Source organism: Streptomyces sp. NBC_01171, from assembly GCF_045039805.1.
In the GTDB taxonomy this organism is placed as follows: Bacteria; Actinomycetota; Actinomycetes; order Streptomycetales; family Streptomycetaceae; genus Streptomyces.
The window spans coordinates 2,351,474-2,364,570 of sequence record NZ_CP108609.1 but is presented as its reverse complement, the minus strand read 5'-3'; the positions used below and the strand labels follow the sequence as shown (position 1 = coordinate 2,364,570).

Below are 13,097 nucleotides of genomic sequence, written 5' to 3'. Positions count from 1 at the left end.
CCCGCCGGGAGTGGCATCCCAGTGCGAGGGCCTGACCACCAAGGAAGATGAGAGCTTCCCGATGGGTACCCAGAACCCTAGCGCGCCCTCGCGCGTCCGGTCCCGCATTGCGGGCCACGACCACCCGAACCAGGGTGGTCTCATCCACGACAACTCCCGCCACACCGCCCGCTTCACGGTGATCGGCAACCACCTCGCCCAGCACGCGGACCTCTCCCTGCTGGCGATCGGCCTCGGGACGCACATCCAGTCGCTGCCGCGAGGCTCCCGTATCGACATCAAGAGCCTGGCCGCCCGCTTCCCCGAGGGCGTCGCCCGTATCGCCGCCGCCCTGCGCGAACTGGAGAAGCACGGCTACCTGCGCCGCGAGCGGCTGCGCATCCCCGACGGGCGCATCGTCACCCGCACGATCTCCTGCAACCAGCCCCCGGCCGCGCGTCGCCACCGGCCTGACCACGAGAGCGCGGACCGTGAGCGCGGGAGCGACCGGTCGATGCGGCCCGCCCCCGGTGACTGTGCGCCGGGACCCCGCCGCAAGGCCCTCTCCGCCGTGCCGTCCCCTTCCTGCTCAGCCCCCGCACTCCTCCAGGCCGCCACCGACGTCCTCGCGGACCTGCGCCGCCATGACACCCGTCTGCTGCTCTCCGCCGCCGACACGGACCACCTCGCCCCCGGCGTCGCCGCCTGGCTGGAGCGGGACGTCACCCCGGCAGCAGTACGCCACGCCCTCCTCTCGAACCTCCCCGAGGCCCCTCTGCACCGCCCGGCCGCCCTCCTGGCCCACCGCCTGACCGCTTTCCTCCCACCCCCGCCCCCGTTCGCGCCACCCGCCCCCGAACGCCCGGTACGCCACCCCCTGCACAACTGCGACAACTGCGACCGAGCCTTCCGCGCCCCGACACCGGGCCGCTGCCGAGACTGCTCTCCCGGAGGACGCCTAGCATGAAGGCGACGATCCTTGCCCCGCCCGAGGACGCAGGCACCTCAGGGCCGACAGGAGGAGCGAGCGCCATGGCCACCGCACCGGACCACGCACGCCAGGGCACCCCTCACCAGTACCGGGCCGTGCGGGAATTCGTTCAGTCCATGGACGACACCCTTCCGGGCAAATTCGAGATCACCAGGGAAGGGATCGTCCACGACATGAGGTCGCCCGGGAGGCAGCACGAGCTGACCGTGCTGCGCCTGCGGAAGCGCCTGGAGAAGGTCATGCCGGAGGAGCTCGTGGCCCACACGGGCGAACCCGACGTGGAGGACGCGGCCGAGGGCGTCATGCGGCACCCCGACGTGATGGTGATCGCCGAGGCAGACATGGAGGGGGACGGCGCGTTCGACCCCCGGACGCTCATCGCCGCCGTCGAGGTCGTCTCCCGCTCCAATCCGGAGAACGACTGGGTCGGCAAGATCCGCGACTACCCGCTGCTGGGCATTCCCGTCTGCGCCGTCTTCGACCCCCGCACCGGCTCCGGCGCCGTCTTCACCGACATCCACCCCACCCCCGCCGGGCCGCGCTACGCCACCCGCAAGGACTTCGTCTACGGCGAGGAGGTCACCATCGCGGAGTGGACCATCCCGACGGACGGCCTGCCGCGCTACGCCGACGACAGCACCACGCAGGGCGCGTCCTGAACCCTCGCCCCCTTCCTCGTACGCTGGACCCCATGACCGAACTGCCCGCTCGGCGTCTGCTGCTCGTGCACGCGCATCCTGACGACGAGTCCATCAACAACGGCGCGACCATGGCCAAGTACGTGGCCGAGGGGGCGCACGTGACTCTGGTGACCTGCACGCTGGGGGAGCGGGGGGAGGTGATCCCGCCGGAGCTGCGACATCTGGAGGGGGCCGCGCTCGGGGCGTACCGGAAGGGCGAGCTGGACGCCGCCCTGGGGGAGCTGGGCGTCAGTGACGTGCGGCTGCTCGGGTACCAGGACTCCGGGATGATGGGGCTGCCGGACAACGAGGACCCCGCCGCCTTCTGGCAGGCCGACCTCGACGAGGCCGCCGGGGCGCTCGCGGACGTGATCGTGGAGGTTCGGCCGCAGGTCGTCGTCGCGTACGACGACAACGGCGGGTACGGCCACCCCGACCACATCCAGGCCCACCGCGTCACCATGCGCGCCGTCGAGCTGGCCGCCGGCCGCGGGCACCGGGTGGCCAAGGTCTACTGGAACCGCATGCCCCGCACGGTCGTCGAGGACGCCTTCGCGCGGCTCGCCGACGAGCTGCCCGGCCTGCCGTTCGGCAAGAGCGCCGACATCGCCGACCTGCCCGGCGTGGTCCCGGACGAACGCATCACCACCACCGTCGACGGCACCGCGTACGCCGCCGCCAAGGCCGCCGCGATGCGTGCCCACGCCACCCAGATCACCGTCGCAGGCGAGTACTTCGCGCTCTCCAACGACCTGGCCCAGCCGCTGTTCAGCACCGAGTACTACGAGTTGGCGCAAGGCAGCGCCGAGCCCGGCGAGACCGACCTCTTCGCCGGAGTGGAGGTGGCCTCATGAGCGGCTCCATGCTCGCCCAGCCGCTGCAACGCCCGTCGCTGGGCCGGATGGCCGCGCTGCTCGGGCTGTGCCTGCTCGGCGCGGTCGTCGGCGTCGCCGGGGCGCTGGTGCAGGCCGCCTGGTTCCCGCTCGGCCTGCTGCTCGCCCTCGCGGGCGCGGGCGGGCTGTTCCTCGGCGGGGGCTACGCGCTGCGCGGACGCTCGGGCGCGGTCGCGCCGGTGCTCGGCTGGGTCGTCGCCGTCATCCTGCTCACCGCCAGCCGCCCGGAAGGTGACTTCCTGTTCGGCGCGGGCGGCGGCTCCTACGTCTTCCTGCTCGGCGGCATGGCCCTCGCTGTGATCTGCGCCACCTTGGCCCCCGGACGGCAACCCGACGCCGACTCCGACCGACTTGGCAAGTGACGTACCACTTCGCGTGGCCCTCGTGCGGGTCCGGTGCGGATTTCCCCGGCGGTCGTGGGATTCGCGCCAGAGGTGGCCAGTATGGTGGTGCGCGCCGCCGAGATGCCCGCTGAGGTCGTGACGGGCGGCGGAGCCAACCGGGAGAACCTGCCTTGAGTCGTGAAACTGACACTCCGTCCTCCGGGCCCAACGGGCGCGGCGGAGCCGCATACCCCTCCGGCACCCCGCCGTACGGGACCCCCATGGCTTCCGGCGACGGGACCGGCGCGGGAAGTCCGGACGCGCGTCCCGAGGAGCGCAAGACCGAGACCACGCTGACCACGCGCATCCGGATCAACATCCCCGGATCGCGGCCGATTCCGCCGGTCGTCATGCGCAAGACCGTCGGCGAGAACGAGAGCGGCGGTAACGAGCCGGGCGCCCACGCGCGGCCCGAGCCCGCCGCGCCGCCCGCGCCCGAGCCGGCCGCCGAGCCCGCCCCGCAGGCGGAGGAGAAGACCAGCGAGTGGTTCGCTCCCCGCAAGTCCGGCGCCCCCAAGGGTGGTTCGGGCGGCGGTGGCACCAACGGCGCCGGAGTGCCGGGCGGTTCCGCCGCCGGTACGAGCGCTCCGCGCCCCGGCGCCCCCGCGCTCGGCCCCGGCCCCGCCGGAGCCCCCGCGCCGAACGCCCCCCGCCCCGGCGGCACCAACGGCTCCGGCATGTCCGGCGCCACCGGTGGCCCCGTCGCGCCGGGCCACGGCGGCGGCACCGGCTCGTTCGACGTGACCGAGGCGCTGGCCTCGGGCCCGCGCGGCGGCACGCGCCCGGGCGAGCCCGCCCGCGACGACCTGCCGTTCTTCTCCGACAACGGCGGCGCCCCAGCCGCTGGTCCGGGTGTCCCCGGCGCGGGCGGCCATGGCGGCCCCGGCGGTCCGAGTGGCTTCAACGGTCCCGGCGGCCAGGGCGCCCCCGGCCCGAAGGGCCCCGCGGGCCCGACCGGCGGCCCGGTCACCGGCGACGGCCCGCTGCCGACCCGCCCGGTCCCGGGCAACGCGCCCGGCGCCCCCGGCATGCGCGGCATGGAGCCCGGCGAGCCCTTCGACGGCCCGCCCGCGTTCCGCGCGCCCGGCGGCGCGCCCAAGAGCGCGCAGGGCCCCCAGGGCGGTCCGCAGGGTGCTCCCCAGCCCGGCAACCCCCTCGGCGACGACACCGCGATCCTCACCCCGCAGCAGCTCGCCGCCGCCCCCAACGCCCCCGGCCGCACGCCGCACGGCGCCGTCTCCGGGCACACCGTCACCAGCGGCATCCCGGTCTTCCCCGGCGACGAGGCCGACCCGTTCGGCCCGACCCCGGCCGCCGACCGCCCGGCGTACACGGCTCCCAAGCCGCCCGCCCCGCAGGCGAAGGCCGCGCCGCAGCCGAAGAAGAAGGGCCGCAGCAAGCTGATGCTGCTGGTCGCCGGTGTGGTCGTCGTCGTGGGCGGTGCCTACGGCGCCGGGCTGCTGATGAACCGCACGGATGTGCCCAAGGGCACCACCGTGCTCGGTGTGGACATCGGCGGCGGCACCCGTGACGACGCGGTCAAGAAGCTCGACGACGCCTTCCGGGACCGGGTCAACAAGCCGCTCCAGCTCTCCGTGGGCGGCGGCAACGTAGCCCTCACCCCGGACAAGGCGGGCCTCCAGTTCGACTACCAGGCCACGGTCAGCGACGCCGCCAAGAGCGACTACAATCCGCTCTCCGTGATCGGCTCCCTCTTCGGGCAGAAGCGGGTCGTCCAGCCGGTCACCCCGGTGGACGAGGAGAAGCTCCAGGTCGCCCTCCAGCAGGCGGGCGGCGGTTCGGGCTCGGTCGTCGAGGGCGGCATCAAGTTCGAGTCCGGCAAGGCCGTCGCGGTCTACGGCAAGCCCGGCAAGGCCATCGACGCGGCCGGCTCCACCAAGGCCGTCGAGCAGGCGTACCGCACCCTGGTGGAGACGGGCACCGCGACCCCGGTCACCGTCCCCACCACCACCAAGCGGCCGACGGTGCCGAACGCCGAGGTCGACCGCGAGATGAAGGCGTTCGCCGAGCCGGCCATGTCGAACCTCGTCACCGTCCGGGTCGACGCGGCGCACAGCATCAACTTCGGCCCCCGCTCGCTGCCGAAGATCCTCGGGTTCAAGGCGGTGGGCGGCAAGCTCACCGACACCTACAACCTCGAGGCGCTCAAGGAGGCGTACGGCACCACCTTCGAGGGCGTGAAGGTGGAGAGCGCCACCGGCAAGCGGGACGTGCTCCCGCAGGACGTGGTGGCGGCCCTGCGCAAGGCCCTGGTCGGCAGGACCACGGCGGAGCGCGTCGGCGTCATCGACACCAAGCCGAACTAGCCGCGCACGGCACAGTGAGGGCATCCGGAGACACTCCGGGTGCCCTCACTGTCGTATGACATCTGTCATCCGGCACTCAGGACCGACGGCACTGCCGCCCCCACCCCCCTCCCGGCCAGCATGGAGGGCATGACAACGACAGCGGTGGCGACCGCGACCGACGTGCCGGTGGTGGCCGGGTTCGAGCAGGTGAGCAAGGCGTACGGGAGTGTGCGGGCGGTGGACGGGCTGTCGCTCGCGCTGCGGCCCGGGGAGACCGTCGCGCTGCTCGGGCCCAACGGCGCGGGCAAGTCCACCACGCTCGATCTGCTGCTCGGGCTGAAGCAGCCGGACGAGGGCCGGGTGACCGTGTTCGGGACCGGCCCGCGCGAGGCCATCGTCGCCGGGCGGGTCGGGGCGATGCTCCAGAGCGGTGGGTTGATGGAGGACGTGACGGTCGCCGAACTGGTCGGCCTCGCCTGCTCGTTGCACCCCCGCCCGCGCCCCGCCTCCGACGTGCTGGCCCGCGCGGGCGTCGCGCAGATCGCCGACCGCAAGGTCAACAAGCTCTCCGGTGGCCAGGCCCAGCGCGTCCGCTTCGCCCTGGCCACCGCCGGGGACAGCGACCTGATCGTGCTGGACGAGCCGACCACGGGCATGGACGTCTCCGCCCGTCACGCGTTCTGGGCCACCATGCGCGAACAGGCCGACCAGGGCCGTACGGTCCTCTTCGCCACCCACTACCTCGAAGAGGCCGACGCCATCGCGGACCGCGTGCTCGTCCTGCACCGGGGCCGGCTCCTGGCCGACGGCACCGCCGCCGAGATCAAGGCCCGCGCGGGCGCCCGCCGGGTCTCCTTCGACCTGACCGGCACCATCGACGAGACCGCGCTGGCCGCCCTGCCCGCGCTGACCTCGCTCGACGTCTCCGGGCAGACCGTCCGTATCCAGTCCTCCGACGCCGACGCCACCGTGCACGCCGTGTACGGGCTCGGCCTCTACCCCCGCAACCTGGAAGTCGCCGGGCTCGGCCTGGAGCAGGCTTTCGTCGCCATCACCGAGGCCGAGGAGGCCAAGCGCGCATGACCGGCATCCTCGCCTCACGGGCCCTGATCAGGCTGGAACTCGCCCGCGCTCTGCGCAACCGCAAGTTCCTGTTCTTCTCCGTGCTCTACCCCTCGATCATCTTCCTGATCTTCGCGGGCAGTTCGGGCACCGACGAGAAGGTGGACGGCACCGGTCTGACCGTCGCCACCTACCTGATGGTCTCCATGGCCTCCTTCGGCGCCCTGACCGCCGTCCTGATGGGCAACAGCGAGCGCATCGCCAAGGAGCGGGAGAGCGGCTGGGTGCGCCAGCTCCGCCTGACCCCGCTGCCCGGCCACGGGTACGTCCTCGCCAAGACCGCCAGCGCGGCCGTGGTGAGCCTGCCGTCCATCGTGATGGTGTTCATCGTGGCCGCCGTCGTGAAGGACGTACGGCTCGACGCCTGGCAGTGGCTCGCCCTCACCGGCGTCATCTGGGCCGGGAGCCTCGTCTTCGCCGCGCTCGGCGTCGCCATCGGCTACCTCGCCTCCGGGGACGCGGTACGGCCCATCACGATGATCGTCTACTTCGCGCTCTCCCTCCTCGGCGGCCTGTGGATGCCCTCGGCCGGCTTCCCGAGGTGGCTCCAGGACATCGCCGAGTGGCTGCCGACGTACGCGTACGCTGCCCTGGGACGTGCGGTCGAGCAGAGCCAGGCCCCGCAGGCGCGGGACGTCGCCGTCCTCGCCGTGTACTTCGTCCTCTTCGCGGGCGGAGCGGCCTGGCTGTACCGGAAGGACACGCTGAAGGCGTGAACGCGATGACGGAGGACCGGTACGCCGGGACCGAGGCGGACACCCCCGTGGGGCGTCCGCCGCAGGGCCGGCGCGAGCTGTGGGTGAAGCTGCTGTGGATCGGCGTCTGGCTGGTCTTCCTCAGCTCACCCGTCCACGACCTGGTGAGCGGGGGCCACGGGACGGCGGCCACCTGGGCCGGAGCGGTCGGGCTCACCGCCTTCGTCGCGGTCTACCTGGGGCTGGTCTTCCGCAACATGGGCCGGACCTTCTCCGGACCGGCCGTCGTCCTGCTCCTGCTGATCCTCGGCATCCTGGCGCCGCTGCTCGCCTACACGCTCGGCAGCGCCTGGCTCGGCCTGTTCGTCTACCTCTCGGTGGCCTGCGGGGCGACCCTGCCCACGAAGGCCACCTACTGGGCGATCCCGGCCTCGGCGGCCGTGATGTACCTGGTCGGACTGCACACCGACGAGGAGGAGGCGCGGAACCTGCTCCTGCTGGTGGTGCTGATCGGCTTCGCCATGACGGGCGTACGGCAGCTCGTCCGCACCACCGTCGAGCTGCGCAAGGCGCGGGCCACCGTGGCGCAGCTCGCCGCCAACGAGGAACGGCTGCGGCTCGCCCGTGACCTGCACGACCTGCTGGGGCACTCGCTGTCCCTGATCACGCTCAAGAGCGAGCTGGCGGGGCGGATGCTGCCCGGCCGGCCGGAGGAGGCCGCCCAGCAGGTGGCGGACATCGAGCGGGTCAGCCGGCAGGCGCTGGTCGATGTGCGCGAGGCCGTCACGGGGTACCGACGGCCCCGGCTCGCCGCCGAACTGGCGGGCGCACAGGTCGCGTTGACGGCGGCCGGGGTCATCGCCGAGATCCCGGCCGAGCCCGACCTCGCCGGGCTGCCCGAGGAGGCCGAGGCCGCGCTCGCGTGGACGCTGCGGGAGGCCGTCACCAACGTGGTCCGGCACAGCGGGGCCGAGCGGTGCGCGGTGGAGCTGCTGCACCGGCACACCCTGGACGGGCCGGTGCTGGAGCTGTCCGTCGAGGACAACGGCTCGGGCGGCTCGGGCAGGGGGCCCGGCAACGGGCTCACCGGGCTCGCGGAACGGCTCCAGGGGGCCGGTGGCACGCTGGAGGCGGGGCGGTCCGCCAAGGGGTTCCGGGTGGTCGCCCGCGTCCCGTCGGCCGTCGTGGCGGACGTAGTATCCGGGTCATGACGAGCACGATCAAGGTCCTGCTGGCCGAGGACCAGTCGATGGTCCGCGAGGCGCTCGCCGCCCTGCTCGGGCTGGAGGACGACATCGAGGTCGTCGCGCAGGTCGCGCGCGGTGACGAGGTGCTGGCCGCCGTGGGGGAGCACGGGGTGGACGTGGCCCTGCTCGACATCGAGATGCCCGGCTGCACCGGTATCGAGGCCGCCGCTCAGGTCCACCGGGCGCACCCCGGCGTGAAGCTCGTCGTCCTCACCACCTTCGGCCGCCCCGGCTACCTCCGCAGCGCCATGGAAGCGGGCGCGGACGCCTTCCTCGTCAAGGACGCCCCCGCCGCCCAACTCGCCGCCGCCGTCCGCAAGGTCCTCACCGGTGAACGCGTCATCGACCCCACCCTGGCCGCCGCGGCCCTGGCGGAGGGCGCCAACCCCCTCACGGACCGCGAACGCGAAATCCTCCGCGCCGCCGCCGACGGCTCCACCAACGCCGAACTGGCCCAGACCCTCCACCTCTCCCAGGGCACGGTCCGCAACTACCTCTCCACCGCCATCCAGAAGCTGGCGGCCCGCAACAGGGCGGAGGCCGTGCGGATCGCCCGGGAGAAGGGCTGGCTCTGAGCCCGGTCAGTTGAGCAAGGCCCTCGCCGCGTGGGCCTGGGCCCTCGCCTTCTCCTCGGCTGTGGGGTCCACCACCGAGACCAGTTCCGCGTATGCCTCCAGTTCGGCCGCGCCCTCGGTGAAGGCGCCGCGTTGGACCAGGAGACGGGCGCGGTCGTAGCGGAGGCGGGCCGGGCGGGAGGGGAGGAGCATGGCGAGTTCGACGGCCCAGAGGGCGACGTCGGAGCGCTCGGGGCGGGCGGTGGCCCAGGCGCGTATGTTGTTCAGGATGCGCTGGATGACCTGGAGCGGGGCCGCCGGGACCAGCATCGAGGGCTCCAGGGGCGCGCCCGTCGCCCCGGCCACCAGCAGCTCGGTGTCCATGCCGCTGAGGACCCGCCCACCCTCGAAGGGGTCCGCGAGGACCCGGTCGCCCGCCGTGCCGAAGCCGACCACGAAGTGACCCGGCAGCGCGACCCCGTACACCGGGGCGCCGGCCCGCCGGGCGACCTCCATCCACACCACCGACAGCAGGATCGGCAGCCCGCGCCGCCGCCGCAGCACCGAGTGCAGCAGCGAGGACTCCAGCCGCTCGTACTCCCCGGCCGTGCCGCAGAACCCGTTGGTCCCGCCCAGCAGCCGGCCCACCGCCCGCGCCCACGCCAGCGGCTCGCCCGGCCGGTACGGCAACCGCCCGGCGAGTTCGTCCAGCTCGATCTGGGCGGCGTCCATCCCGGCCTCGTCCAGCGTGCCGTCCGCCTCCGCGCCGATCATGAGGCACAGCGCGGACAGGTCGGGCCACTGCGACCGCGCCTCCTCCGCGAACCGCCGCCGCAGCTCCGCCGACCGCTCCGGCGGAGGCGGGTACGGGGGTGGGAAAGCGGGGCGCCGGGCCGGTTCCTGGGCGTCCACCACGGGCTCCTACGACCGCCCGGAGCCGGCCGCGTCCGGCTCCCGGTAGTGGTGGTAGGCGTGATGCGGGGCGAGGCCGAGAGCGTCGTACAGCCGCCGCGCGCCCTCGTTGTCCTCCTCGACCTGGAGCCACGCCGCCGAGGCGCCCTCGTCCAAGGCGCGCCGGGCCAGTGCGGCCATCACGTCCGTGGCCAGCCCCTGGCGGCGCCGGGCCGGATCGACCTCGACCGCGGCGAAACCGGCCCACCGGCCGTCCACCACGCACCGCCCGATCGCGGCCGGCGGCTCGCCGTCCGCGCCGGGCACGCGGGCGAACCACACCGACGGTCCGCCGTTCAGCACCCGCAGGGCCACCTCGCTCACTCCCTCGCGCCCGTACCGCGCGAGCCACGCCTCGTCCGCCTCGCGGGAGAGCACCACGCCGGCACACCCGTCCCGGTCCGCGACCGGCGCCAGCGCCCCGGTCCACAGCTCCGCCGTGACCTCCCGCGTCCAGCCGCGCCGCTCCAGCTCCGCCGACAGCAGCTCCTGCGTGCCCTCGGCACCGGTGGCGGTCTGGACGTAGGCGGGCAGTCCGCGCTCGCCGTACCAGCGTCTTACGGAAGTCAGGGCCGCGTCGAGCGGAAGGCCCGGCTCACCGAGCGGCAGCACGCTGTTGGCCCGCCGGGTGAAGCCGCCCGCGGCCCGCAGCTCCCACTCGCCGAGCCACTCGCTCTCCACCGGACGCCACGCCCGCGCGGCGACCCGCGCCAGCTCCTCGTACCCCGCCGCCGGACCCCGGCGACGCGCCGGGGCGGACGGCACGACCTTGCCCGCGACCAGCGACGACGCCTCGACCCTGACCACCCGGCCGTCCCGCCGTGTGATCATGAGCACGCCGTCGTCGTCCCAGGATGTGAGAACGCCTACCGTGTCGGTGAACTTCTCGCCCGCCGCACCCGATCCCGTCAACTGCCGTACAGATACCCTTTTGCCCACGTCTGCTGGGGTGATGAGGACCTTGAGCAGTCCTGTCACCGAGATTTCCACGGGTCGCTCCACCCCTCCTGTTCGGATCACGCTCCGGAACGGAGATACTAGGTGTGGGCATCGACGACGCCGCGCTCCCGCGCGCCAGGCGGCGGAGCCTGAGGAGGCCCGCCAGCGCCCTATCGAGGAGGAACGACAGCGTGACCTACGTCATCGCGCAGCCTTGTGTCGACGTGAAGGACAAGGCGTGCATCGAGGAGTGCCCGGTCGACTGCATCTACGAGGGCCAGCGGTCCTTGTACATCCACCCGGACGAATGCGTCGACTGTGGTGCCTGTGAGCCGGTCTGCCCGGTCGAGGCGATCTTCTACGAGGACGACACTCCGGAGGAGTGGAAGGACTACTACAAGGCGAACGTCGAGTTCTTCGACGAGCTGGGCTCCCCCGGCGGCGCCAGCAAGCTGGGTCTGATCGAGCGCGACCACCCCTTCATCGCCGCGCTCCCGCCGCAGGGCGAGTGACCGTTCAGCCGGCCCAGCGGCTCGCATGAGCGCGCCGCCTCGGTCCCGTACGGCCTGGTCACCCCCGGGCGTGCGGGACCGAGGCGTTTTCGCCCACCGAGGAAAGAGAGCAAGCCCCGTGTCCGCAGTCTCCGACCGGCTCCCCGCCTTCCCCTGGGACAAGCTGGAGCCCTACAAGAAGACCGCCGCCGCGCACCCCCGCGGCATCGTCGACCTGTCCGTGGGCACGCCGGTCGACCCGGTTCCCGAGCTGATCCAGAAGGCGCTGGTCGACGCGGCCGACTCGCCGGGCTACCCGACGGTCTGGGGCACGCCCGCGCTGCGCGACGCGATCACCGGCTGGCTGGAGCGCCGCCTCGGCGCCCGTGACGTCACCCACCGGCACGTCCTGCCGATCGTCGGCTCCAAGGAACTCGTCGCCTGGCTGCCGACCCAGCTCGGCCTCGGCCCCGGCGACAAGGTCGCCTACCCGCGCCTGGCCTACCCCACCTACGAGGTCGGCGCCCGCCTCGCCCGCGCCGAGTACGAGGTGTACGACGACCCGCGCGAGCTGGACCCCACGAACCTGAAGCTGCTCTGGCTCAACTCGCCGTCCAACCCCACCGGCAAGGTCCTCTCCAAGGACGAGCTGACCGGCATCGTCGCCTGGGCCCGCGAGCACGGCGTACTGATCGTCTCCGACGAGTGCTACCTGGAACTCGGCTGGGAGGCCGACCCGGTCTCGGTCCTGCACCCGGACGTCAACGGCGGCTCCTACGACGGCATCCTCGCCGTCCACTCCCTCTCCAAGCGGTCCAACCTGGCCGGTTACCGGGCGGCCTTCGTCGCGGGCGACCCGGCGGTGCTGATGCCGCTGCTGGAGATCCGCAAGCACGGCGGCATGATGACCTCCGCGCCGACCCAGGCCGCGGTGGTGGCCGCCCTCGGCGACGACGAGCACGTCCGCCTCCAGCGCGAGCGCTACGCGGCCCGCCGCGACAAGCTGCGCGCGGCCCTGCTGTCCCACGGCTTCCGCATCGAGCACAGCGAGGCCAGTCTCTACCTCTGGTCCACGCGGGACGAGTCCTGCTGGGACACGGTGGCGCACCTGGCCGACCTCGGCATCCTGGTGGCACCGGGCGACTTCTACGGCGAGGCGGGCGAGAAGTTCGTCCGCGTGGCCCTGACGGCGACGGACGAGCGCATCGACGAGGCAGTCGCCCGCTTGACGGCGTAAGCACATGACGAAGGGGTCCAGGGAACTCCCTGGACCCCTTCGTCATGCAACGACTAGCCGAGCGGCAGGCCCTTCAGCGGGAGGCCGCCCAGGACGTTCCCCGCCGCCTTGCCCGCCGCAGGCGCCGGCACGGCCTTCTTCAGGGCCTTGCTGTTCGCCAGCCCGCCCACGGTCTTGTCCACGTGGGTCGCACCGTCCAGCTTGCTCAGACCACCGAGGTCCGGCACGGCGGGCTGGTTGGTGGCCGCACCGGCGGTACCGGCGGCGCCGACCCCGGCGGCCGCCCCCGCGGCGACGAGCAGCGCGGCACGGGCGATACGGCGAGTCAGGGGGAGGGACATGATGCTCCATTCGACAGGAGAGAAACTGTGGTGTCCGAGCCCGGACGCCCTGACTACCGCTCGAACCCGCCGAAGGTTGCGGACACCGAAGGTAAAGACTGGATAACGCATCGCATTATCAGGTGTGGATAAAAACGGGCAAACGCCGTCGCGAGGGGGTCCCGCAGAATCCTTCCGCCCCTTGAGGCACAAGGGCCGAGGACCGTCCCCGGACACCTGCCCCCGAACGCGCCCCCCGACAACCCCCGCAACCCGTACGAGGGTGCCCCCGCACAAGCGTCCGCG

14 protein-coding genes are annotated in these 13,097 nt (G+C 73.2%); 11 read left to right on the top strand and 3 right to left on the bottom strand.

Going from position 1 to position 13,097, the window contains the following annotated elements:
• Positions 1-61: 61 nt before the first annotated feature.
• The 9 genes from OG448_RS10715 to OG448_RS10675 all read left to right on the top strand — a co-directional run bounded on the left by OG448_RS10715 (position 62) and on the right by OG448_RS10675 (position 8,874).
• Positions 62-946, top strand: coding sequence for a helix-turn-helix domain-containing protein (locus tag OG448_RS10715; RefSeq protein ID WP_405553069.1), 885 nt, complete (start codon positions 62-64; stop codon positions 944-946).
• Positions 947-1,011: 65 nt separating this feature from the next.
• The gene (locus tag OG448_RS10710; protein WP_405553068.1) at positions 1,012-1,629 is read left to right on the top strand and encodes a Uma2 family endonuclease; all 618 of its coding nucleotides are present in this window, start codon (positions 1,012-1,014) and stop codon (positions 1,627-1,629) included.
• A 32-nt stretch (positions 1,630-1,661) separates the two neighbouring features.
• Positions 1,662-2,504 carry an N-acetyl-1-D-myo-inositol-2-amino-2-deoxy-alpha-D-glucopyranoside deacetylase gene (mshB, locus tag OG448_RS10705; protein WP_405553066.1) on the top strand — a complete coding sequence of 281 codons (843 nt, stop codon included), beginning with the start codon at positions 1,662-1,664 and terminating at the stop codon, positions 2,502-2,504.
• Positions 2,501-2,905: a DUF6113 family protein gene (locus tag OG448_RS10700; protein WP_405553064.1), complete on the top strand. Its 405-nt coding sequence runs from the start codon at positions 2,501-2,503 to the stop codon at positions 2,903-2,905. Before mshB ends, OG448_RS10700 begins: the two co-directional genes overlap by 4 nt.
• 152 nt (positions 2,906-3,057) lie before the next feature.
• Complete coding sequence (locus tag OG448_RS10695; RefSeq protein WP_405553062.1) at positions 3,058-5,253, top strand: hypothetical protein; 2,196 nt, start codon at positions 3,058-3,060, stop codon at positions 5,251-5,253.
• A gap of 129 nt (positions 5,254-5,382) precedes the next feature.
• Positions 5,383-6,318, top strand: a complete 936-nt coding sequence (locus OG448_RS10690) for an ABC transporter ATP-binding protein (protein ID WP_405553060.1) — start codon at positions 5,383-5,385, stop codon at positions 6,316-6,318.
• On the top strand, positions 6,315-7,073 hold the full coding sequence (locus tag OG448_RS10685) for an ABC transporter permease (protein WP_364928690.1): 759 nt from the start codon (positions 6,315-6,317) through the stop codon (positions 7,071-7,073). Before OG448_RS10690 ends, OG448_RS10685 begins: the two co-directional genes overlap by 4 nt.
• Positions 7,074-7,078: 5 nt before the next feature.
• Positions 7,079-8,263 (top strand): sensor histidine kinase, encoded by a 1,185-nt coding sequence (locus OG448_RS10680; protein ID WP_405558755.1) that lies wholly within the window; start codon positions 7,079-7,081, stop codon positions 8,261-8,263.
• The gene (locus OG448_RS10675; protein WP_350898805.1) at positions 8,260-8,874 is read left to right on the top strand and encodes a response regulator transcription factor; all 615 of its coding nucleotides are present in this window, start codon (positions 8,260-8,262) and stop codon (positions 8,872-8,874) included. The genes OG448_RS10680 and OG448_RS10675 overlap by 4 nt, the downstream gene beginning before the upstream one ends.
• Before the next feature lie 6 nt (positions 8,875-8,880).
• Here OG448_RS10675 and OG448_RS10670 read toward each other — a convergent pair whose 3' ends face one another.
• Positions 8,881-9,765 (bottom strand): tetratricopeptide repeat protein, encoded by an 885-nt coding sequence (locus OG448_RS10670; protein ID WP_405553057.1) that lies wholly within the window; start codon positions 9,763-9,765, stop codon positions 8,881-8,883.
• A gap of 9 nt (positions 9,766-9,774) precedes the next feature.
• The gene (locus OG448_RS10665) at positions 9,775-10,794 is read right to left on the bottom strand and encodes a GNAT family N-acetyltransferase (RefSeq protein WP_405553056.1); all 1,020 of its coding nucleotides are present in this window, start codon (positions 10,792-10,794) and stop codon (positions 9,775-9,777) included.
• A 140-nt stretch (positions 10,795-10,934) separates the two neighbouring features.
• Between OG448_RS10665 and fdxA the strand changes: the two genes are divergently transcribed.
• Together fdxA and OG448_RS10655 are read left to right on the top strand one after the other, a co-directional pair.
• Entirely contained in the window at positions 10,935-11,255 is a 321-nt protein-coding gene (fdxA, locus tag OG448_RS10660; RefSeq protein ID WP_018561461.1) for a ferredoxin, read from the top strand.
• 118 nt (positions 11,256-11,373) lie between these two features.
• Positions 11,374-12,471 (top strand): bifunctional succinyldiaminopimelate transaminase/glutamate-prephenate aminotransferase, encoded by a 1,098-nt coding sequence (locus OG448_RS10655; RefSeq protein WP_405553053.1) that lies wholly within the window; start codon positions 11,374-11,376, stop codon positions 12,469-12,471.
• A 53-nt stretch (positions 12,472-12,524) separates the two neighbouring features.
• Here the strand turns inward: OG448_RS10655 and OG448_RS10650 are convergent, their stop codons facing one another.
• Entirely contained in the window at positions 12,525-12,812 is a 288-nt protein-coding gene (locus OG448_RS10650; RefSeq protein WP_405553051.1) for an ATP-binding protein, read from the bottom strand.
• Positions 12,813-13,097: the final 285 nt, after the last annotated feature.

What these genes read in the sequence shown, in the direction of transcription:
- OG448_RS10715 (WP_405553069.1), top strand. Translation starts at nt 62, where the DNA reads ATGGGTACCCAGAACCCTAGCGCGCCCTCGCGCGTCCGGTCCCGCATT.
- OG448_RS10710 (WP_405553068.1), top strand. Translation starts at nt 1,012, where the DNA reads ATGGCCACCGCACCGGACCACGCACGCCAGGGCACCCCTCACCAGTAC.
- mshB (WP_405553066.1), top strand. Translation starts at nt 1,662, where the DNA reads ATGACCGAACTGCCCGCTCGGCGTCTGCTGCTCGTGCACGCGCATCCT.
- OG448_RS10700 (WP_405553064.1), top strand. Translation starts at nt 2,501, where the DNA reads ATGAGCGGCTCCATGCTCGCCCAGCCGCTGCAACGCCCGTCGCTGGGC.
- OG448_RS10690 (WP_405553060.1), top strand. Translation starts at nt 5,383, where the DNA reads ATGACAACGACAGCGGTGGCGACCGCGACCGACGTGCCGGTGGTGGCC.
- OG448_RS10685 (WP_364928690.1), top strand. Translation starts at nt 6,315, where the DNA reads ATGACCGGCATCCTCGCCTCACGGGCCCTGATCAGGCTGGAACTCGCC.
- OG448_RS10680 (WP_405558755.1), top strand. Translation starts at nt 7,079, where the DNA reads ATGACGGAGGACCGGTACGCCGGGACCGAGGCGGACACCCCCGTGGGG.
- OG448_RS10675 (WP_350898805.1), top strand. Translation starts at nt 8,260, where the DNA reads ATGACGAGCACGATCAAGGTCCTGCTGGCCGAGGACCAGTCGATGGTC.
- OG448_RS10650 (WP_405553051.1), bottom strand. Translation starts at nt 12,812, where the DNA reads ATGTCCCTCCCCCTGACTCGCCGTATCGCCCGTGCCGCGCTGCTCGTC.